General features: G+C 38.3%; 16 protein-coding genes, 16 tRNA genes, 2 rRNA genes and 1 pseudogene. 30 read left to right on the forward strand and 5 right to left on the reverse strand.

What is annotated here, in order from left to right; translation table 11 throughout:
• From ACE198_RS19005 to ACE198_RS19090, 18 genes are all read left to right on the forward strand, one after another.
• Positions 1–132 (forward strand): 23S ribosomal RNA (locus ACE198_RS19005); the annotation flags it as partial.
• A gap of 127 nt (positions 133–259) precedes the next feature.
• A 5S ribosomal RNA gene (gene rrf / locus ACE198_RS19010) occupies positions 260–376 on the forward strand.
• Positions 377–390: 14 nt separating this feature from the next.
• Positions 391–465: transfer RNA gene (locus tag ACE198_RS19015), tRNA-Asn, on the forward strand.
• 5 nt (positions 466–470) lie between these two features.
• Positions 471–562 (forward strand) — tRNA-Ser (locus ACE198_RS19020).
• A gap of 18 nt (positions 563–580) precedes the next feature.
• Positions 581–655, forward strand: a tRNA-Glu gene (locus tag ACE198_RS19025).
• Positions 656–693: 38 nt separating this feature from the next.
• Positions 694–769 (forward strand) — tRNA-Val (locus tag ACE198_RS19030).
• A gap of 157 nt (positions 770–926) precedes the next feature.
• Positions 927–1000, forward strand: a tRNA-Met gene (locus ACE198_RS19035).
• Between the two features lie 2 nt (positions 1001–1002).
• Positions 1003–1079 (forward strand) — tRNA-Asp (locus ACE198_RS19040).
• A 5-nt stretch (positions 1080–1084) separates the two neighbouring features.
• Positions 1085–1157, forward strand: a tRNA-Phe gene (locus tag ACE198_RS19045).
• A 49-nt stretch (positions 1158–1206) separates the two neighbouring features.
• Positions 1207–1291, forward strand: a tRNA-Tyr gene (locus ACE198_RS19050).
• Positions 1292–1296: 5 nt separating this feature from the next.
• Positions 1297–1370: transfer RNA gene (locus tag ACE198_RS19055), tRNA-Trp, on the forward strand.
• An 11-nt stretch (positions 1371–1381) separates the two neighbouring features.
• A tRNA-His gene (locus tag ACE198_RS19060) sits at positions 1382–1457 on the forward strand.
• 29 nt (positions 1458–1486) lie between these two features.
• A tRNA-Gln gene (locus ACE198_RS19065) sits at positions 1487–1561 on the forward strand.
• Positions 1562–1565: 4 nt separating this feature from the next.
• Positions 1566–1640 (forward strand) — tRNA-Gly (locus tag ACE198_RS19070).
• Between the two features lie 8 nt (positions 1641–1648).
• Positions 1649–1722: transfer RNA gene (locus tag ACE198_RS19075), tRNA-Cys, on the forward strand.
• Between the two features lie 42 nt (positions 1723–1764).
• A tRNA-Leu gene (locus tag ACE198_RS19080) sits at positions 1765–1850 on the forward strand.
• A gap of 27 nt (positions 1851–1877) precedes the next feature.
• A tRNA-Leu gene (locus ACE198_RS19085) sits at positions 1878–1959 on the forward strand.
• Between the two features lie 278 nt (positions 1960–2237).
• Positions 2238–2311 (forward strand) — tRNA-Gly (locus tag ACE198_RS19090).
• Between the two features lie 78 nt (positions 2312–2389).
• Here the strand turns inward: ACE198_RS19090 and ACE198_RS19095 are convergent.
• On the reverse strand, positions 2390–3061 hold the full coding sequence (locus ACE198_RS19095) for a B3/B4 domain-containing protein (protein ID WP_251456707.1): 672 nt from the start codon (positions 3059–3061) through the stop codon (positions 2390–2392).
• Between the two features lie 109 nt (positions 3062–3170).
• On the opposite strand from ACE198_RS19095, the gene queG reads away from it, so the two are divergent.
• From queG to yhbH, 6 genes are all read left to right on the forward strand, one after another.
• Positions 3171–4301, forward strand: coding sequence for a tRNA epoxyqueuosine(34) reductase QueG (queG, locus tag ACE198_RS19100; RefSeq protein WP_375376693.1), 1131 nt, complete (start codon positions 3171–3173; stop codon positions 4299–4301).
• Positions 4302–4385: 84 nt separating this feature from the next.
• Entirely contained in the window at positions 4386–5261 is an 876-nt protein-coding gene (locus ACE198_RS19105; protein ID WP_251456703.1) for an amidase domain-containing protein, read from the forward strand.
• Between the two features lie 73 nt (positions 5262–5334).
• Positions 5335–5808 (forward strand): tRNA (uridine(34)/cytosine(34)/5-carboxymethylaminomethyluridine(34)-2'-O)-methyltransferase TrmL, encoded by a 474-nt coding sequence (trmL, locus tag ACE198_RS19110; RefSeq protein ID WP_098571986.1) that lies wholly within the window; start codon positions 5335–5337, stop codon positions 5806–5808.
• Positions 5809–5859: 51 nt separating this feature from the next.
• Positions 5860–6609 carry an oxygen-insensitive NADPH nitroreductase gene (gene nfsA / locus ACE198_RS19115; protein ID WP_375376694.1) on the forward strand — a complete coding sequence of 250 codons (750 nt, stop codon included), beginning with the start codon at positions 5860–5862 and terminating at the stop codon, positions 6607–6609.
• A gap of 322 nt (positions 6610–6931) precedes the next feature.
• Entirely contained in the window at positions 6932–8827 is a 1896-nt protein-coding gene (locus tag ACE198_RS19120; protein ID WP_098571987.1) for a PrkA family serine protein kinase, read from the forward strand.
• Positions 8828–9109: 282 nt separating this feature from the next.
• A complete protein-coding gene (gene yhbH / locus ACE198_RS19125; RefSeq protein WP_026565896.1) occupies positions 9110–10276 on the forward strand; it encodes a sporulation protein YhbH in 1167 nt (388 codons plus the stop codon).
• A 38-nt stretch (positions 10277–10314) separates the two neighbouring features.
• On the opposite strand, the gene ACE198_RS19130 is transcribed toward yhbH, so the two are convergent.
• Positions 10315–10830 (reverse strand): PTS sugar transporter subunit IIA, encoded by a 516-nt coding sequence (locus tag ACE198_RS19130; RefSeq protein ID WP_375376743.1) that lies wholly within the window; start codon positions 10828–10830, stop codon positions 10315–10317.
• A gap of 15 nt (positions 10831–10845) precedes the next feature.
• A pseudogene (gene nagE / locus ACE198_RS19135) lies at positions 10846–12282 on the reverse strand (N-acetylglucosamine-specific PTS transporter subunit IIBC); the annotation flags it as partial.
• Between the two features lie 281 nt (positions 12283–12563).
• On the opposite strand from nagE, the gene nagA reads away from it, so the two are divergent.
• The 5 genes from nagA to ACE198_RS19160 all read left to right on the forward strand — a co-directional run bounded on the left by nagA (position 12564) and on the right by ACE198_RS19160 (position 17133).
• Entirely contained in the window at positions 12564–13763 is a 1200-nt protein-coding gene (nagA, locus tag ACE198_RS19140) for an N-acetylglucosamine-6-phosphate deacetylase (RefSeq protein ID WP_375376695.1), read from the forward strand.
• Complete coding sequence (nagB, locus tag ACE198_RS19145) at positions 13760–14497, forward strand: glucosamine-6-phosphate deaminase (protein WP_375376696.1); 738 nt, start codon at positions 13760–13762, stop codon at positions 14495–14497. The genes nagA and nagB overlap by 4 nt, the downstream gene beginning before the upstream one ends.
• Before the next feature lie 31 nt (positions 14498–14528).
• Complete coding sequence (locus ACE198_RS19150; protein ID WP_251456695.1) at positions 14529–15251, forward strand: GntR family transcriptional regulator; 723 nt, start codon at positions 14529–14531, stop codon at positions 15249–15251.
• A gap of 26 nt (positions 15252–15277) precedes the next feature.
• A complete protein-coding gene (locus ACE198_RS19155) occupies positions 15278–16015 on the forward strand; it encodes an SIS domain-containing protein (RefSeq protein ID WP_375376697.1) in 738 nt (245 codons plus the stop codon).
• A gap of 140 nt (positions 16016–16155) precedes the next feature.
• A complete protein-coding gene (locus ACE198_RS19160; protein ID WP_375376698.1) occupies positions 16156–17133 on the forward strand; it encodes a CAP domain-containing protein in 978 nt (325 codons plus the stop codon).
• Positions 17134–17180: 47 nt separating this feature from the next.
• Here ACE198_RS19160 and ACE198_RS19165 read toward each other — a convergent pair whose 3' ends face one another.
• Positions 17181–18446 (reverse strand): ATP-binding protein, encoded by a 1266-nt coding sequence (locus ACE198_RS19165; protein WP_375376699.1) that lies wholly within the window; start codon positions 18444–18446, stop codon positions 17181–17183.
• A gap of 208 nt (positions 18447–18654) precedes the next feature.
• Positions 18655–19314, reverse strand: coding sequence for an FMN-dependent NADH-azoreductase (locus ACE198_RS19170; RefSeq protein ID WP_375376700.1), 660 nt, complete (start codon positions 19312–19314; stop codon positions 18655–18657).
• A 406-nt stretch (positions 19315–19720) separates the two neighbouring features.
• Here ACE198_RS19170 and ACE198_RS19175 point away from each other — a divergent pair, with 406 nt between their 5' ends.
• Entirely contained in the window at positions 19721–21130 is a 1410-nt protein-coding gene (locus ACE198_RS19175; RefSeq protein WP_375376701.1) for an MFS transporter, read from the forward strand.
• Positions 21131–21426 lie beyond the last annotated feature (296 nt).

A 21426-nucleotide genomic window follows, 5' to 3' on the forward strand; every position in this document is an offset into this window, starting at 1 on the left:
CCCCCTCAAGATGAGATTTCCCATAGCGCAAGCTAGTAAGAACCCTGAAAGATGATCAGGTTGATAGGTCAGAGGTGGAAGCATGGTAACATGTGGAGCTGACTGATACTAATCGTTCGAGGACTTAACCAATTTTAAGGTGAACTCTGAGTTTACAAACTTCTTCTGCATTATCTAGTTTTGAGGGAATGAAAAAAATTAATTTTCCTCTTGAAAAATATGAAAAAGACATTATAATAAAATAGTGTCGAATATATGGTCTGGCAATTATGGCGAGAAGGTCACACCCGTTCCCATACCGAACACGGAAGTTAAGCTTCTCAGCGCCGATGGTAGTTGGGACACGCGTCCCTGTGAGAGTAGGACGTTGCCAGGCTGTAATTATATTATTCCGCAGTAGCTCAGTGGTAGAGCTATCGGCTGTTAACCGATCGGTCGTAGGTTCGAGTCCTACCTGCGGAGCCATATATGGAGAGCTGTCCGAGTGGCCGAAGGAGCACGATTGGAAATCGTGTAGGCGGGTAACCCTGTCTCAAGGGTTCAAATCCCTTGCTCTCCGCCATAACTTTTTAAACGATATGGCCCCTTGGTCAAGCGGTTAAGACACCTCCCTTTCACGGAGGTAACACGGGTTCGAGTCCCGTAGGGGTCACCAAAGTTTTTTACGCTAGTGAAGATAATTTTCATTAATTTGGAGGATTAGCTCAGCTGGGAGAGCATCTGCCTTACAAGCAGAGGGTCGGCGGTTCGATCCCGTCATCCTCCACCATATTTACATTATAATTGTCGCGGGGTGGAGCAACGAGCGTTGCTTCAATGAATAAACTGCGAGTTGTATCAATCGAGCCGCTTCTTGCATATGCTTACTGAGATTGATACAGTTCATGCAACTAAGTGCATGAACAAAATAATTATATTTATATTGTCGCGGGGTGGAGCAGTCTGGTAGCTCGTCGGGCTCATAACCCGAAGGTCGCAGGTTCAAATCCTGTCCCCGCAATTGGTCTGGTAGTTCAGTTGGTTAGAATGCCTGCCTGTCACGCAGGAGGTCGCGGGTTCGAGTCCCGTCCAGACCGCCACTTGTGGCTCAGTAGCTCAGTCGGTAGAGCAAAGGACTGAAAATCCTTGTGTCGGCGGTTCGATTCCGTCCTGAGCCACCTTTAGTTTTTTTGCTTGCACTAGATGCGAGTGTTATGAATAGTATGTGGAGGGGTAGCGAAGTGGCTAAACGCGGCGGACTGTAAATCCGCTCCCTCCGGGTTCGGCGGTTCGAATCCGTCCCCCTCCACCATTTATAGGGGTATAGTTTAAAGGTAGAACGAAGGTCTCCAAAACCTTTGGTGTGGGTTCGATTCCTACTACCCCTGCCAATTATACTGTGGCGATTGTGGCGAAGTGGTTAACGCATCGGATTGTGGTTCCGACATTCGTGGGTTCGATTCCCATCAGTCGCCCCATTATATTAAAATTCAAAATTAGTAAACATTGGGCTATAGCCAAGCGGTAAGGCATCGCACTTTGACTGCGACATGCGTTGGTTCAAATCCAGCTAGCCCAGCCAATTTGCGGAAGTAGTTCAGTGGTAGAACACCACCTTGCCAAGGTGGGGGTCGCGGGTTCGAATCCCGTCTTCCGCTCCAATTTTTATGGCGGCATAGCCAAGTGGTAAGGCAGAGGTCTGCAAAACCTTTACCACCGGTTCGAATCCGGTTGCCGCCTCCATAATATTTGCCAAGTATATATAAGACTAGGTAATTAGATTTCGCCGGGGTGGCGGAACTGGCAGACGCACAGGACTTAAAATCCTGCGGTAGGTGACTACCGTACCGGTTCGATTCCGGTCCTCGGCATTGCTTTATCAAAACATTTTATTACGCGCCGGTGTGGCGGAATTGGCAGACGCGCACGACTCAAAATCGTGTTCCGTGAGGAGTATCGGTTCGACCCCGATCACCGGTATCAAATGGTTTTAAAAAAAGTTGCTCATATAATTATGGGCAACTTTTTTTGATTAAGGTTATAGACCCTAATCGTTCCCTTGATTAAAGAAAAATGCAGTCAACGGTAACGAATAGATATGTCCGTTCTTCGGCCATTGTGAGGGACGTGAATATCCGCACCCCCCTTTGTAATCTTTTTCGACAAAATCTGCATTTTCCCCTTGACTATAGTAAAAATAGTGTGTAATATAATAAGGGTCAGTTGCTGATATAAATGATTCATCAACTGTTAAAAATGCGGGTGTAGTTTACTGGTAAAACCTCAGCCTTCCAAGCTGATGTAGTGGGTTCGATTCCCATCACCCGCTCCATACATATTAACTAACGCAGTTTATCGTTACATAAGAGAACGATGAATTGCGTTTTTTTATATAAAGAAAAAAGATGTCCTATGGACACCTGACTAATTGGAAGGTTGCTTCTCCTCCATGTATTTGAGTAAACATGTTCATCAATGACTCTGTTAGTCTCCTCGAGTTTTCAACATTGGTTGACGGCTGCAAATAGATTATCTGCAGGGCATTTTTGGTCGCTAACGTTACTGGTGCTCTATCAGAATCGACGAAGGGACTTCCAAAGGGCCCCAGATTATCTGATGATACAATCAGGCGATGCAAAGAGTTTTTTCGTCCATTCAACCCAGTATACTCTTCTCCCTCCGTTCCCAATCGAATGTTCACGGGTCCATTTAAATTATCCTGATCGTATATTCCAATAGGTACTTGATATTGTAAGGAGAAAAAATTATTTATATCAATTGCACTTTGAATAGATGAAAGATAATTTTGTTTTTGAACTCTTCTGTATAACGCTTCGACTGAGGGACGATATCGATTCGGGTCTTTCCCATACTTTTTAAAAACCGAACGCCATTCCTGAATGCCAGAGAGTTCGCTAACATTTTTATTTTCTAAATCAAAAAAAATAGACTCTTGGAAGAGCTGAAGCCGTCCTCTAATCATTTGCGGCGACTCACCGACATTGATATTTTTATATTCAATTACCCCCACTTTAAAACTAGGTATTAGCTGGGTTACTTCCTCAGATAGATTAATTTCCAACCATTCCACCTCCAAAAATCAATGGAAATAGTTTATCATAAAATGATGTGCAACTAATAATTTAACTACCAATATTTTAATAAATCATTTCTAAGGAAGGAGGGGCCAAATGGAAGTCAAGGATTTAAAAGAAGAACTGATTGCCTATAGTAAAGAAATAGGAATCGATAAAATTGGTTTCACAACAGCGGACATGTTTTCTGAATTAAAAAATCGCCTAATAAGGCAGCAGTTACTTAACTACCAATCAGGATTTGAAGAACCAGATATTGAGAAGCGAGTGAATCCTTCACTATTACTAGAGGAACCACGTTCGATCATTTCTATTGCGATTGCTTATCCTTCCAAGATGAATCACCGTGTCGAAAGTAAGAAGGGTGAGCGGAGAGGGATTTTCAGCAGGGCCTCATGGGGGCTTGATTATCATCATGCGCTTAATGATCGTCTTAAAAAGTTAGAGGATTTTATCATCAAAAAGGTACCTGATGCGAGGTTAAAATCGATGGTCGATACTGGAGAGCTCTCAGATCGAGCTGTAGCTGAACGTGCTGGAATTGGTTGGAGTGGGAAAAACTGCGCCATTATTACACCGGAGTTTGGGTCGTATGTGTATTTAGGCGAAATGATCACAAGTATACCTTTTGAACCTGATACTCCAATAGAAGATCAATGCGGGTCCTGTACAAAGTGCTTGGACGCTTGTCCCACAGGGGCCCTGGTCCAAGGTGGACAGATTAATGCACAGCGCTGTATTTCTTTTTTAACTCAAACAAAAACGTTTATTCCAGATGAGTATAGAGATAAAATTGGTAATCGCATCTATGGTTGTGATTCATGCCAGACTGCATGTCCTGTTAACAAAGGGAAGAACTATCATTTTCATGAGGAACTAGAACCACTTCCTGAAATTGCGAAACCTTTATTAAAGCCGATCCTAAAATTAAGTAATCGAGAGTTTAAAGCTAAATTCGGAAATGTTTCTGGTGCTTGGAGAGGGAAAAAGCCAATTCAACGGAATGCCATTATTGCCCTGGCACATTTTAAAGATGAATCAGCTATTCCAGATTTAGTAGACATTCTAGAGAAAGAGGGTAATCCCGTTTCAAGAGGAACAGCTGCTTGGGCCCTTGGGAAAATTGGCGGTGAGACAGCATTATCTGCATTAAAAAAGGCACAAGAACAAGAAACAAATCTTGAAGTACAAACAGAAATTGAAAAAGGACTACATTTTTATAGGTAAAAATGAGCGAACTAAAATGGTTCGCTCATTTTTTTGATTAAATTCTGCTGACTATCATATGTATGAATGAAAGGGGTGAAGAATATGCTTCATTTGATACAAGAGTTATTTGAAAAAAGAGCAAATCAATTTGTTAGCGATAAAGGAACTACTCCTAAAGTATTTTTTCCAAAGGCTGATATGAAGCAAAGCACCTTTGCAAAAAGATCCGCTGAAATTGTAAAAGTAAAAACTTCCGGTAAAATAATTGAAATAGATAAAGAAGATGAATTTCAAACAGTAAAATATCAAGCCCATTATCAATATTTAATCAAGCAAAAGGAATTACTGTATATGGAAGAAGAAGTGGAAGAAAGATTAGCTAAGTTTTATAAAAATGCTTTAGTGATGGACGAGGAAATCAGCCCTTATGGAGCGCAAGAAACCTATCAGTTTCCAACAGAATTGGATGTAAAGGATCAGGATGAACGATTAAGCTATCAGTATAACAGATTAAAGGCTGTGCAATATGCAGAAAGGTGGTGGAATAGCTACAATCCTGCATATAAAAAGTTTGAGAATGATTGCACCAATTTTATATCACAATGCCTTCATAGTGGCGGTGCACCTATGAGAGGCTATCCTAATCGGGCAGCAGGCTGGTGGCTCCAAAAGAGCAATTATAGCTATAGTTGGGCAGTGGCACACTCTCTAAAGGGATACTTCGCTAATTCGAAAATAGGTTTACGGGCCAGGGAAGTGAACAGTCCGGATCAATTATTATTGGGCGATATAATTTGTTACGATTTTGAAGGGGATGGACGGTTTAATCATAATACGATTGTGACAGGTAAGGACGCAAATGGTATGCCGTTAGTTAATGCCCATACGTATAATAGTCGGATGAGGTATTGGGCATATGAAGATTCATCTGCCTATACCCCGAATATAAAGTACAGATTTTTTTCAATCATCGATTAAGGATGCTTAATTATTGAAAGGGTCTATGATAATGGTATAATTGCATGTAGAGTTTTTACATGAGGTGATTTCCATGTCAATTAATGTTGTTTTATTTCAACCGCAGATCCCTTCCAATACAGGAAATATTGCAAGAACTTGTGCAGGGACAGATACAAATTTACACCTAATCCGTCCGTTAGGCTTTTCTACGGATGACAAAATGTTAAAAAGAGCAGGACTCGATTATTGGGAACACGTTAATATCTTCTACTATGATTCTCTTGATGATTTTTATGAGAAGAATGCAGGCGGTGAATTTTTTTATATTACAAAATTTGGGCAGAAGGCTTTTAGCAGTTTTGATTACAGTCATTCAGGCAAAGATTATTATTTTATCTTTGGGCGTGAAACAACAGGACTACCGAAAGATGTCATTGAAAATAATAAAGAAGTCAGCTTGAGGATTCCTATGAATGAAAATATTCGTTCTCTAAACCTGTCCAATACAGCCGCCATTCTTATCTATGAAGCGCTAAGACAGCAAAACTATGCGCATCTACAATAATCCGAGGGGGCCTAAAGGGCCTCCTTTTGTGTAATGGAAAGGAAGATTGTTATGAATGAAGTAATCCAAACAATATTAAACCACCGCTCTATTCGCCAATTTGAGGACAAGCAACTAACAGACGAACAAATTAAAACAATTGTTACTTGTGCTCAATCTGCATCCACGTCCAGCTTTATTCAGGCTTACTCTATAATAGGTGTGAAAGACAAAGAAATAAAGAAAAAATTAGCAGAGATTGCAGGTAATCAGGAATATGTTGAAAAAAATGGCCACTTTTTTGTCTTTTGTGCGGATTTATACCGCCATACCATTATTGGAGAGAATGAACAGGTAAATGTAGCCCCTTCGCTTGAAAGCACGGAAAAGTTTATGGTAGCCCTCATCGATGCATCTTTAGCCGCACAAAATGCAGTGATTGCCGCAGAATCGATGGGGTTAGGAATTTGTTACATAGGTGGAATTCGAAATAATTTAGATGAGGTAGCAAAGATTTTAAAAACACCAGAGCGGGTTATTCCTTTGTTTGGCCTAGCAGTTGGTTTTCCGACTAAACTAAATGAAAAAAAACCGAGGTTGTCATTTGAACATGTTTATCATGAAGACGAATATGAACAAGATACAGAGGCATACATTAGCCAGCTGCAGAATTATGATAACTTAATTTCTAATTACTATGAAGAGCGGACAGGCGGGAAAAGAAAAGACCGTTGGACAGAACAAATGGCAAGGATGCTTGATAGGAAGAGTAGAATGTATATGAAGGAATTTATTCAAAAAAATAAACTGGATCTTCACTAAAAAAGCTGCCAATTGGCAGCTTTTATTTGGTTGAACCTGGTTTGTCATTATAACCTGATGTGAAGATTGCCGCTAAAAATGCGACCATTACTAAACAAACGATGAAAGTGTTCATAATTATGTAATCCTCCTTCGTCATACATTTTTCTATCTTGTCTCACATATAGTTTTATTATAGCCTATCTTATAAAAATGAAAAGAGGAAGATTCTTTTTATTGTTACAAAAAAGATAGACGCTAACCACAATGGTTACGCATGTTCAAAAGCTTATCAGCATAGAGTATATTAATCGTCTCTGATAAACCTACGGGGGAGGGCCTTATGGATATTCTAAAAAAAATCGAGATGTATCGTGAGGAAGAAGAAAAGTTACGTTGGGAAGGGTCATTCGCAGATTATTTGCAATTGTTGAGAGAGAAGCCATGGGTTGCACAGTCGGCACATTCACGAGTTTATAATATGCTTAAGGATGCAGGAATTACTGAAGAAAAAGGGACGAAGAAGTACGAATTCTTTAGTAATCAATTATTTGGGTTAGAGGAATCACTTGAGAGGCTTGTTGAAGAGTACTTCCATCCAGCAGCCAAAAGACTAGATGTAAGAAAACGTATTTTATTATTAATGGGTCCTGTAAGCGGCGGGAAATCCACGCTTGTTACCATGCTAAAACGTGGACTTGAAGCATACTCCCTCACGGATCGAGGCTCTGTTTTTGCGATTAAAGGATGCCCGATGCATGAGGACCCACTTCATTTAATTCCACATCATTTGCGGAAGGATTTTTTTGATGAGTATGGCATCCGCATTGAAGGTAACCTTTCACCTCTGAACATGATGCGTCTTGAACAGGAATATGGTGGAAGGATCGAAGATGTATTGGTTGAAAGAATCTTCTTCTCTGAAGATAAGCGAACAGGGATCGGTACATTCAGCCCATCCGATCCGAAATCACAGGATATTGCCGATTTAACAGGTAGTATTGATTTTTCAACGATTGCGGAGTATGGTTCTGAATCAGATCCTCGTGCCTATCGATTTGATGGTGAACTTAATAAGGCTAACCGAGGAATGATGGAGTTCCAGGAGATGTTAAAGTGTGATGAAAAATTCTTGTGGCACTTACTGTCGCTCACCCAGGAGGGGAATTTTAAAGCAGGCCGCTTTGCCCTCATTAGTGCTGATGAGTTGATCGTTGCTCATACGAATGAAACGGAATACCGATCCTTTATCTCCAATAAGAAGAATGAAGCATTACATTCAAGGATTATTGTTATGCCGATACCTTATAACTTAAAGGTGTCCCAAGAAGAAAGAATATATGAAAAAATGATCAATGAAAGTGATGTTTCTGATGTTCACATTGCACCACATACATTAAAAGTAGCTGCAATGTTTACTATTCTTACTCGTTTAAAGGAACCGAAAAAAGGCGATATTGATTTACTTAAGAAAATGCGCCTATACGATGGGGAAAGTGTAGAAGGCTTTAATACTGCCGATGTGGATGAATTGAAGAAGGAATATCCTGATGAAGGTATGAGTGGTATCGACCCTCGTTACGTAATTAACAGAATTTCATCGACAATCATTCGTAAAGAAATACCATCAATTAACGCACTTGATGTATTAAGATCATTGAAAGATGGACTCGACCAGCATCCGTCCATCACCGCAGAGTTACGGGAACGTTATATGAATTATATTTCATTAGCCCGGAAAGAGTATGATAATATTGCCAAGAAAGAAGTCCAAAAGGCATTTGTATATTCGTATGAAGAATCAGCAAAAACCTTAATGGACAATTATCTTGATAATGTGGAAGCCTATTGCAATAAATCGAAACTGCGTGATCCGCTCACTGGCGAGGAGATCAATCCAGATGAGAAGTTAATGCGCTCCATTGAAGAACAAATTGGGATTTCTGAAAATGCGAAAAAGGCCTTTAGGGAGGAAGTCCTCATTAGGATTTCAGCCTTTGCTAGAAAAGGGAAACGATTCGATTATAATTCCCATGATCGTCTCCGTGAAGCCATTCAAAAGAAATTATTTGCTGATCTAAAAGACGTTGTGAAAATTACCACTTCATCCAAAACACCTGATGAACAGCAGTTAAAGAAAATCAATAATGTAGTTGCAAGATTAGTGGATGAACATGGCTATAATTCACAATCAGCGAATGAATTACTTCGTTATGTAGGAAGTCTATTAAATAGATAATAGGGTGGGGTTAAAATAGTAGGGACTGGCAGAAGGAAATCTGTCAGTCTATTTTTTTCCTTATTCAAATTCACGATAAAATCTGTAATGCTCTCACTCTAACACTTTGTCCAAATTCATAGGCGAAAGCACAATTGTCAAAATAATTTGTAAATTATTCTTTATTTCTGCATAGGATAAAGTAATCCATATTTATCTTATTTTTTCACTCTCGTTATCATATGTATTGGATGAAAATGTGTGCATTTTGGAACCTATTAAATTAATAAGGAGGGGTTTACATTGTCAACAAACAACCATCAATTTGTCATTTCAAGAGAAGATTGGTCCCTCCACCGTAAAGGCCACGATGACCAGCAAAGGCATCAGGAAAAAGTGCAGGAGGCAATTCGAAACAATCTTCCTGACTTAATTACTGAAGAAAGCATAATCATGTCTAACGGTCGAGATGTCGTAAAAATTCCAATTCGTTCATTGGACGAATATAAAATCCGTTATAATTATGACAAAAACAAACACGTGGGCCAAGGTGATGGTGACAGTCAAGTAGGTGATGTAGTAGCACGTGATGGTTCTAGCGGCCAGAAGGGACCTGGAAAAGGCCAAGGAGCTGGGGACCAAGCAGGTGAAGATTACTTTGAAGCGGAAGTATCATTAATGGAGCTGGAGGAAGCATTATTTAAACAATTGGAGCTTCCAAATTTGAAAAGAAAAGAAGAGCAAGAACATCTAGTTGAAAACATTGAATTCAATGATATTCGCAAAACAGGGCTGATGGGGAATATTGATAAGAAACGGACGATGATGTCAGCTTTTAAAAGAAATGCGATGACAGGAAAGCCAGCGTTCCACCCGATTTACAAGGACGATCTAAAATTTAAGACCTGGAATGAAGTAATTAAACCAGATTCTAAAGCAGTTGTGATTGCCATGATGGATACAAGTGGTTCGATGGGGATCTGGGAAAAGTATATGGCGCGCAGCTTTTTCTTCTGGATGACTCGATTTTTAAGAACTAAATATGAAACGGTGGAAATTGAATTTATTGCCCACCATACGGAGGCTAAAGTTGTTTCAGAGGAAGACTTCTTTTCAAAAGGGGAAAGTGGTGGAACGATTTGTTCGTCCGCATACCGGAAAGCACTTGAAATCATTGATGCCAAATATAATCCACGTAAGTTCAACATCTATCCATTCCATTTTTCAGACGGTGATAATCTTACTTCGGACAATGCTCGTTGCGTAAAGCTAGTTGAAGAATTAATGAAAGTGTCTAATATGTTTGGCTATGGTGAAGTAAATCAATATAACCGCCACTCAACATTAATGTCCGCCTATAAGAACATTAAAGATGATCAATTCCGCTACTATATTCTTAAGCAAAAAGCAGATGTCTTTCATGCGATGAAGAGTTTTTTCCAAGCAGAGGAATCGAAATTATTTGCCTAACAAAAACGACTGGTGTCAGGCACCAGTCGTTTTTATTGTTATTCAATTGATAGGATTCCGTCTTGACCTTGGGATGAGTGACCCTGTTTTATTACATTTAGTTTTGTTAAGTTAGTAAAGATAATAGGAGTAATTGTTGATGGTGCTGACTTTTTAATGAAATCTAAATCAAATTTTAGAATTTCCTGTCCTTTTGTAATCTTTTCTCCCTCTTTAATAAGCACTGTAAAACCTTCGCCCTTTAAATTCACAGTGTCCATGCCGACATGGATGAGAATTTCATATCCTTGCTTTGATTTGATACCAATCGCATGTTTCGTAGGAAATACGTTCATGACTTCACCGTCAACAGGGGAAACTACTGATCCCTTAGATGGTACGATTGCAAACCCATCGCCCATCATTTTTTGTGAGAAGACTTGATCAGGCACTTCGGTAATCGGGATAATATCCCCTTCGATTGGCATAACAAAATCTCTTTCTGATAGTGGAGTGAGTTCATTAGATTCCACTGCAGTATAAGCATTATTTTTGGTTGTATCAATTTTTTTCATTGCATTTGGATTATTACGAAGTTTTAAAATTTCATCTGCTACGAATTGTACATTCGTTCCAACAATTACTTGAATGCTTTGCTTTCCAACGATATTAATTCCTGGTACACCAGTCGATTTAATTTTTTGTTGGTCAACTGCATTCATGTCTTTTACTTCCATTCTTAGACGAGTTACACAATTGTCAACAGAGGTAACATTGGCATCTCCACCTAATCCTTCATAAATCTGTGCGGCCATAACAGTAAATTTACTTTCACCTGTTGAAATATTGATTTCAGAAGATTCTTCATCATCCTCTTCACGTCCAGGAGTCATCAAGTTGAATTTCGTGATGATGAATCTGAATAAGAAATAATAGATTACTGCAAACACTAAGCCTTGAACCATTAACATGTAAGGATGGTTTGCTAAAGGTAATCTAGAACTTAGAATAAAGTCAACTAGACCAGCACTAAAACCAAATCCAGCCGTCCAATGGAATGCAGCTGCAATGGCTAAGGAAATACCTGTTAATATTGCATGGACGAAATATAGCATTGGAGCAACAAACATAAAGGCAAACTCAATTGGTTCTGTTACACCTGTAAAGAATGCAGCGAAACCTGCTGCCAACATTAAAGAAGCCACTGCCTTTTTCTTCTTGTCCTTCGCAGTATGGTACATTGCTAAAGCTGCTGCTGGTAAACCAAACATCATGACAGGGAAGAATCCGGCTTGATACATACCAGTAACGCCTTTAGTTCCCTTCCCAGCCCAGAAATTACCGATATCATTAATTCCGGCTACGTCAAACCAGAATACAGAGTTTAAGGCATGGTGCAGACCAGTTGGGATCAATAAACGGTTAAAGAATCCATATAAACCTGCGCCAAAAGCTCCTAAATGAGCAATGCCTTTACCAAATGATACAAGTCCTGTAAAGATAACAGGCCATAAGAAGAATAGTACTGCAGAAACAGCAAGCATAGAAACAGCAGTCATGATTGGAACAAGGCGCTTACCAGAGAAAAATGCTAAAGCATCCGGTAATTTAACATGGCTAAATCGATTGTACATCGAAGAAGCAACAATACCTGAAAGAATACCAACAAAAGCATTTCCAATCTTTACAAATGCAGGATCTACCTCTTCTGGTTTAATCCCTTCGAGCAATGCCACTGAGCCTGGTGAAAGCAGGGTTGTCACAACTAAGTAGGCAACCAAACCACTTAACGCTGACGAACCATCTTTCTCTTTCGCCATCCCAAGTGCTACCCCAACAGCAAATAGGATGGGGATATTATCAATGATTGATGAACCAGCTTTAATTAGGAAGGCCGCTAGAGGACTATCCGCCCCCCAACCCGTAGGGTCGATCCAATAACCAATTCCCATCAAAATGGCTGCAGCCGGTAAAACAGCTACAGGTAACATCAATGAACGACCAATTCTTTGTAAATATTTCTTCATCACATTACCTCCTAATAGAATCTAAAAAAATAACTATAAAATAATTCATAAAAATAATATTGCGGGTGTAAGCGCTTTTCCGTTTCTAATATAACACTAAACGTTTATAGATGTCTATACCAATTCGCTAAATTTTATTAACAAACATATTCCTATGGGTTAGAACAATATTAGGTTGAAATGGTATTATATTCATATTTTTATTATAAAGTAAATTGGTATAGACAACTATATAATGGTGATGCTAAGATTTAGATATAACCTGAAAGGAAGTATCAAAGATGATTCCAAAAGATAATCATATTTTGCTAAAGGGTATACGGGTTTATTCACCAGAACAAATAATAGAAGATGGATATATTAAAATAAAGAATCAAAAAATCATTGAAATTGGTTCATCATCTGAGTTGTTGTCTAAGGAAAACTATAAGGTGATTGAACTTCCTGCCCAGTTTAGTGCAGTTCCTGGCTTTATCGACGTTCATATCCATGGTGCAGCCGGTGCCGACACAATGGATGCAACCAAGGAAGCACTGGATATAATGGCAGCAGCATTGCCTAAAGAAGGTACAACTAGCTTTTTAGCTACTACGATGACCCAGGAAGGGAAACAAATTGAGAATGCCTTAATAAATGCCGGGAATTACATTAAAGAGCAGCACGATCCAGGTAAATCTGAAATACTCGGTATTCATCTAGAAGGACCGTTTGTGAATAGTAAAATGGCTGGGGCACAGCCAATTCAACATATAATTGATCCTGATCTTGCTTTACTTGAAGAATGGCAAAAACTCTCTAATGAGACGATTAAACTTGTCACTTTAGCTCCAGAAAGACCGCATGGTTTAGAGATGATCCGATATTTAAAGAAGAAGGGGATTATTGCATCGATTGGTCATACAGATGCTACTTATGACGAGGTGAACGAAGCTATTGAAGCCGGAGCAAATCATGTCACTCATCTTTATAATCAAATGAGAGGGCTGCATCATCGTGAACCTGGAGTTGTGGGAGCGGCCTTTTTAAGAGAAGAATTAAAAGCTGAGATTATTGTCGATGGGGTGCATAGCCGTCCAGAAATGGTTAAACTTGCCTTTAAGCAAAAACGAAGTGATGGATTGATTTTAATCACTGATTCAATGCGGGCAAAATGTTTGAAAAATGGGAAGTATGATCTTGGCGGACAAGAGGTTTTTGTAAAGGATGGAAAAGCAGAACTTGAGGATGGAACTCTTGCAGGAAGTATTTTGAAATTGGGGCAGGCGGTAAAAAATATCATTTCATATGCGGACTGTTCACTTAAGGAAGCAATTGAAATGGCATCAGTAAACCCAGCTAAACAATTGAACCTTTATGATCGAAAAGGCAGTATTGCAGTTGGAAAAGATGCGGACATTGTTATTTTAGATGAGAATATGGAAGTTTATATGACATTATGCAGGGGAGCTCTTGCTTACAATAGGGAGGAAAATTCTAAATGAAGATTATTGAGGTTAAAGATTATCAACAAATGAGTAATAAAGCAGCTGAATATATAATAAAAAAGGTTATTCAGAATCCAAGTATTAAACTTGGTTTGGCTACAGGCGGTACTCCAGTTGGGACATATAAATGCTTAATCGACGACCATCAAAAAAAGGGGACTTCTTATCAAAAGGTAACCACTTTTAATTTAGATGAATACGTGGGGCTCCCGGGTGAAAATAAAAATAGCTACCGGTATTTTATGAACAACCAGCTTTTTGATTATATTGATATCAATAAAGCTAAGACAAATGTTCCAAGCGGTATTGCTGCAGATTTTCAAGAGGAGTGCCATCGATATGAGGATTTAATTAATCAGCATGGCGGTATTGATTTGCAAATCCTTGGGATTGGCAGTAATGGACATATTGGCTTTAATGAACCAGGAACTTCTTTTGCTTCCAAAACGCATATTGTAGAGTTAGCTTCTTCAACTATTCAAGCAAACGCAAGATTTTTTAATAAAATCGAAGAAGTTCCAACTAAAGCCATTACAATGGGAATTTCCACCATTATGAAAAGCAAAGAAATTCTGCTTCTCGTGTCAGGTGAGAAGAAAAGTGAAGCACTTTTTAGATTATTGAATGAGGAGATAAGTGAAAACTTTCCAGCATCTGTGTTGAAAAATCATCCATGTGTTACAATTATTGCAGATAAAGCGGCAATAGCAGATTTAAAGGTTACAACGTGACAGTTATAAGGAAAGGATGCAGCTGGAGGAAATGATTAATAAGAATTCTCCGATTCCAATTTATTACCAAATTGAAGAATATATTAAAGAACTAATTGAAAATGGTGAGTTGCGGCCTGGTGATGCACTCCCGCCAGAAAGAGAATATGCGGAAAAATATCAGATTAGCCGGATGACAGTAAGACAGGCATTTACACAGTTAGTGAATGAAGGATTGTTATATCGATTGCAAGGTAAAGGTACTTTTGTTGCAGAAAGAAAAATTGAACAGCCCCTTCAAGGATTAACCAGCTTCACAGAAGATATGAAGGCCAGAGGATTCGTGCCTGGAAACCAATTACTTCACTTTGAAATTATTCCTGCAACTAGACAAGTAGCAGGGCAGCTTTTAATTTCTGAACATGGTCCTGTATATGAAATCAAAAGAATTCGTCTGGCCGATAATGTCCCAATGGCTTTAGAAACAAACTATATTTCAGCAAACCTTATTAAAGGACTTACAGAAGGAATTGTAAATGATTCCCTGTATAAATACATTGAAGAGCAATTAGACTTAAAAATTGATAGTGCTTCACAGATCATCGAATCATCTGTTGCCAGTCAAAACGAAGCTGATTTACTAAAGATTAGCAAGGGTGCACCAGTTATGTTAATCCAAAGAAACACTTTTCTAAAGGACAATACCCCTGTTGAATTTGTTAAATCGGTATATCGTGCAGATCGCTATAAATTTATGATCCAAATGAAACGCTGAAGACATAGTAATGGAGGTTATTTAACGTGTTCAATCATTATTTTCAAAAGCTTCACGAATTATTAAGCTTAGTTGAAAAGGATGAAACTGATGGCCTCAAAACAGCTGCTAAAAAGATCGCAGAATGTATCCAAAACGATGGAATTGTTCATGTCTTTGGGTGCGGACATTCACATATCCTTGGAGAAGAACTTTTTTACCGTGCAGGTGGACTAGTGCCAATTAACCCTATTTTAATTGAGGACTTAATGCTTCATAAGGGGGCTGTTCGTTCATCTCAATTAGAAAAGGAAAATGACTTAGCAAAACAATTTCTAACTAGAGTGAAAATTCAACCTCAGGATGTGGTTATTGTTGCATCAACCTCTGGAAGGAACCCTGTGCCCATAGATGTAGCGGAGTTTGCTAAAAATAATGGTGCGTTTGTTATTGCAATCACATCATACAGTTATATAAAGGCAGTAACATCAAGACATAAAGATGGTAAATATTTGTATCATTCCGCTAACCTTGCTATTGATAATCATATTAAGGTGGGTGATGCACTAATGGAGCACGAGTCTATTGCTGTTAGCTTTGGTTCAGGGTCAACAGTCATTGGGACAGCAATCGTTAACGGAATCATGGTGGAAGCGATCAGCATAATGATCAGTAATAATTTTGAACCGCCAATTTTTAAAAGCGGCAATGCTGACGGTGCAGAAGAACATAATCGTGCGTTGATTAACAAGTATAAAGAACGAATTCCAATGTTGGAAAATTGAATGCAAAAAACGAAACCGACAGTTATACTGGTTGGTTTTTTTGTGGGAAATTAAAAATGCGTTTATTTTCCACCAATACTTTCTTTGAAAAACAAGAAAAATAAAGGGGTAACATGATTTTTTCAAAGGAGGTATTTCGATTGATAAAAAAATCTTTTGGGATAGTCTTAACAGCGGTTTTAACAATGGGACTTGCTGCTTGTAATAACAATGATAATAATGACTTAAATGATCAGAATACACATGTTGGGATGAACAATGATATAAGAAATAACACCCCATATAGGGATGTCCGTAATGGCAGAGATGATGGGATTGACCACAATGGTCCATTAACTGAGGATTACACCAACACTAATAACAGTCAATCGGATCTTGATGTAAATCTTTTCAATACTAAACGGAAAAACAAGAAAAATTATTACAAAAATGATGATGATATGATTTCTTCGTATCAGACATCCTTAAACAGTAACCAATATCCGCATACTAGAGCGGTATTAATCCGTGATGCAAAATATCAGTATATTACGATCGACCCTAAAAATTGGGGAATGATGCAAATCCAACCATATATCCAGCAGCAAACACCGACTGGACAGGCACCGTCAGTGACGCAAGCGCCTATTCACCAGCCAAAGCAAACAACACCAACACCGAAGCAAAACGCGCCAGCACCGGCGCCAAAACAGCCAGCTACTACACAAAAAAATAATGCACCAGCGCCAACCACTGGAAATGTTAGTCAATACGTTCAACAAGTAATTGACTTGACGAATGCACAACGCAGTAAGAATGGTCTTCCAGCATTAAAAGCTGACTCACAGCTTAATGGAGTGGCACAGAAAAAATCGCTGGATATGCAGCAGAAGAATTATTTCTCACATACAAGCCCAACATATGGATCTCCCTTTGACATGATGAGAGACTTTGGTGTGACCTATAAATCTGCGGGTGAAAATATTGCCCAAGGGCAACGTACACCACAGGAAGTAGTTACTGCCTGGATGAATAGTGAAGGCCATCGTAAGAATATCCTTAGTGCTAATTTTACTCATATTGGGGTAGGATATGAAGCGACTGGCAAACATTGGACGCAAATGTTTATCGGAAAATAAAAGAGTAAGTCAAGTAAACCGACAGTTATTTTCCTGTCGGTTTACTTTTAATTGGATTCGCTTTTTAAAATCGAGGAAATGGTTGGAAATTTAAAATGAAAAGTGGTCCCTGCTCCGACTTCACTCTCTGCCCAGACTGTTCCATCCATAGCACGGGCAATGCTGTAAACTACCATCATTCCTAAACCTGTTCCATTTTTTCCTTTTGTTGAATAAAACGGTTCTCCTAAACGCTCAAGTTGCTCATTCGTCATTCCTATTCCAGTATCTTTTACACTTATGGTTACATTATTTTTACTAAATTTCGTGGTAATGGTTAAATATCCACCATTTGGCATTGCTTCAATCGCATTTTTGATAACATTCACAAAACATTGACGAAACTTCTGTCCGTCGCCCTCAATAAAACCAATAACTGAGAAATCAGTAATAATTTCTACTGAATTTTGATTGGCCAAAGGCTGAAGAATATTAATTATTTGCCTCAATTCACTTTTTACATTTAGCTCCTCAAGCACTTCCAAGGAGGGCTTTGCAAAAGTTAAGTAATCTTGAATAACACGTTCTGCAGAAATTAATTCCTCTTTAACAATCGAGAGGTATTCTTTCCTTTTATGCCTTGAAAGATAATCATCTTGAAGGAGTTGGACAAACCCACTGGCAGCCGTTAGTGGATTCCGGATTTCGTGAGAGATAGCAGCTCCCATCTGTTCCACCGCTTTTAATTTTTCTGCTTTAATGAGCTCCTGCTGCATTTCGTTATTTCGTCTGACAAATTCAATCCCATATGAGATAATGCCAATTCCAAGAGAGGGAATAATTAGGAATGCAAACCAAGCATCCAGCCAATAGGTATGGGTATTTTCGAAACTCATCCCAATAACCGTTATCACACCAAGAACCACACCTAAACATACCGTAACGAAAATACGCCGTCCTGGAACTTGTCTTAAAAACCACGGATATAATCGCCAGAAAAATACTCCCAAGGGTGCATATAGTGCGGCCGTTTGAATTAGGCCCAAATCAAGCCCATAGAAGCCCCTTATAACTATAGTGGCAACTATAAGAATTGGTCCGATTCCGATATAAAGGGCCCCCAACACTAACGGAATAATTCTTAAATCATATCGGGCAGACGGAACAGGAGTGTAAGAGAATTGAATACACAGCCAAAGCATGGCAATACAAATGATAATTAGTGAGGATTTAGAAAGGGTAAATTTTTTTTTATTATCGAAAAAAATTAAACAGAGAAATAATAATATGATAAAAATTGAGAGGTTTAAAAAAAGATGTTTCGTTATGTCCATTAACGTCACCATCCAAAATAAGGCTGTTAGGGAAATTTTACATGTATTTTCCACATTATACAACAATATTTGCATAATTTAGAAAAAATAAAATAGTGTTTCTAAGGTGAAAATGGAAGGCTTGTTTGTTACAATCCTTCCAAACTTAATTGAGCAGACATAATAATAGAGGCCTCCCTTTAAAGGGAAGCCAAAGTTATCTTGTATCTCAAACGGTAACAAGTTTAGTTGCGAAATCTTTAGCTGCAAGTCTGGCGTTTTCTTGTCCTTGTTCAAGAATCTCGGGTACCTTTAGTGGATTAATATCAAAACCTTCTGTAATAACTGAATCAGCAACCTCAATCCCTAAGAATCGCAGTGCGATTTTTAAATACCGATCACCGGACTCCAATGCTTCCAATGGAGTCCCCGTGTACTGGCCGCCTCTTGTTTGGAGATGAATCGCTTTTTTATTCATTAAGAGCCCTTTTGGTCCGTTAACTGTATGGGCAAACGTTTTTCCTGCAATAAATAGATTATCGATATATGCTTTTAATATGGCGGGTGAGCTTAAATTCCACATAGGGGAGACAAAAACAAAGTAATCAAAACTAATAAATTCATTAGCGAGATTATGCATTAGTAGTATTTTTTCTCTTTCTATGTCTGATAGTTGTTCTAAGGAATACCCGTAACCAGCTAGTTTTCCTCTTGCAGATACCAAATCTGCATCCATTTGCGGGAAATCTAATGAAAATAGATCAACTCTCTTGATTTCTACCTCTGGCCGAACTTGGTGAAAGGACTCAAGAAAAGCCTCCCCAATTTTTAGCCCTTTTGATTTCTCTAGTCCCTTCGGATTCGCAGCGATATAAAGTAATTTTTCCATATTATACACAACCTAACTAACATATTTTTCACTAAATTTATTATAAAAAAAAAATCATTGTTCAATATTGAACATTAGGTGACGTTAATGAACATTACGTGTCAAGCTATTAATTATTCGGGTTTGTAGGAGGTAATTCTAATTATGAGGAGTCTAATAATTTGAAAAATTATTTATTTAAACGCTTACAAAATCTATTGACTGATTTTATCCTCGATGATAATATACATCTATACTAATTAATTAGTTCACTAAACTAATTAATAGAAAATATTAACAGCGCTATTTTTTATTTTTTAAAGGATTTTGAAAAGGGTTTCAAGATATTGAAGACTCAAGAGATTTAAACGGTTTTAAGGTTTGGGGTAAATTACAAAAAATAAAGGAAGTAAATGGAGGGGTAGAAATGAGTCAAGTAGCTAAAAAATCCGCTGTAGAAACAGTATCTGAAAATGGAATCAGAAAGTTTGGAATGAAAGACAAAATTGGATATATGTTTGGTGACTGGGGGAATGATTTCTTCTTTATTCTAGTTGCAGCATTCTTAATGGTTTTCTATACAGATGTCTTTCATATTAATCCTGCTGCAGTCGGTGGATTATTCTTTCTTGCCCGTTTGTGGGATGCAGTAGCCGACGTTTCATGGGGCCGTTTTATAGATACAAGAAAAGCAGGGAAAAACGGCAAATTCAAGCCTTGGATTTTTAGAATGTCTTTCCCGCTTGTTATTTCTGGTGTTTTGATGTTTGTACATATTCCAGGAATGTCAGATGGATTTTATCTTGCTTATGCTTACGTAACATATATTATTTGGGGAACACTATATAGTACAGTTAATATCCCTTACGGATCGATGGCGTCAGTTATCACAGGCGATCCTGTTGAACGTACTGCACTATCTAGCTGGAGAACATTAGGTGGAAATTTGGCTGGTTTAATTATTAACGTGGTTGGACCAATGATTTTATTTGTTAACAACCGACCAGATGCTAATCGCTTCTTATTAGCTGCATTACTTTTTGGTGGACTTGCACTAGCTTGTTACATGGCTTGTTATAAATTATCTGTTGAACGAATTGTAATGGATGAAACAAATAAACCACAGATGAACTTTGGACAAACAATGAAAGGTCTTGTTAAAAACAGACCATTAATTTGGTTCCTTATTGCTTCATTATTGTTCCTGGTTATCTTTATGTTAATTGGTGCAGTAAACGTGTATTTATTTAAGGACTACTTTGGAAATGCAAAAGCATTAAGTATGGTTGGTCTTTTTCAATCTATTGCAGTATTTGTAGGTATGCCCTTTGTTAAACCATTAGTTGCGAAATTTGGCAAAAAAGAAGTGGCTTCTGGTGGTTTATTACTTGCTGCTCTTGTATATGTTGCTCTATATTTCCTTCCTAACTTAACAGCAACACAATTTATTGGAATTTTAACGGTTGGAATGTTAGGTTATGGCCTTTTCAACCTTGTCATTTGGGCTTTCGTTACTGACGTTATTGATTATCATGAGTATTTAACTGGCCTACGTGAAGATGGAACCGTTTACTCGATCTATTCTATGGCACGTAAAGTTGGTCAAGCAGTTGCTGGCGGTGTTGGTGGGGCAGCAATCGCAGCAGTCGGTTATAATTCAAATCTTAAAGCACAAACAGCTGATACGCTTCAAGGAATTCATACAATTGGAACTCTAGTACCAGCAATTGGAATTGGTCTTGTGTTCCTAATCATAGTATTCTGTTATCCATTAAACAAAAAGCGTACGGCACAACTTGCGGCGGATTTAGCTGAAAAAAGAAAAGGAAAACATTGATTCCTATTGCATACGAGAGAAGATAGCTAAGATCTGCTTAGCTATCTTCTTTTTTTTTGTAATGATAAGAATGTATAAGTTTTTGAACATAGATTACTGTCTAGCTCCAGCGCATTAGTGCCTTTCATGATATATCCGCTTACAAATTAGTATTGACGGAATTTGTCGATGGTGTTATTCTAACGGTGCAGACAATTAATTAGTTTATTAAACAAATTAAATTAAATTAACACGCTTTGAAACCTCAAAATATCATCTATACATTCTTGGTAGTTTTGAAAAGGGTTCCAAGTAAA

The organism is Neobacillus sp. KR4-4 (assembly GCF_042136325.1).
In the GTDB taxonomy this organism is placed as follows: domain Bacteria; phylum Bacillota; class Bacilli; order Bacillales; family Cytobacillaceae; genus Neobacillus.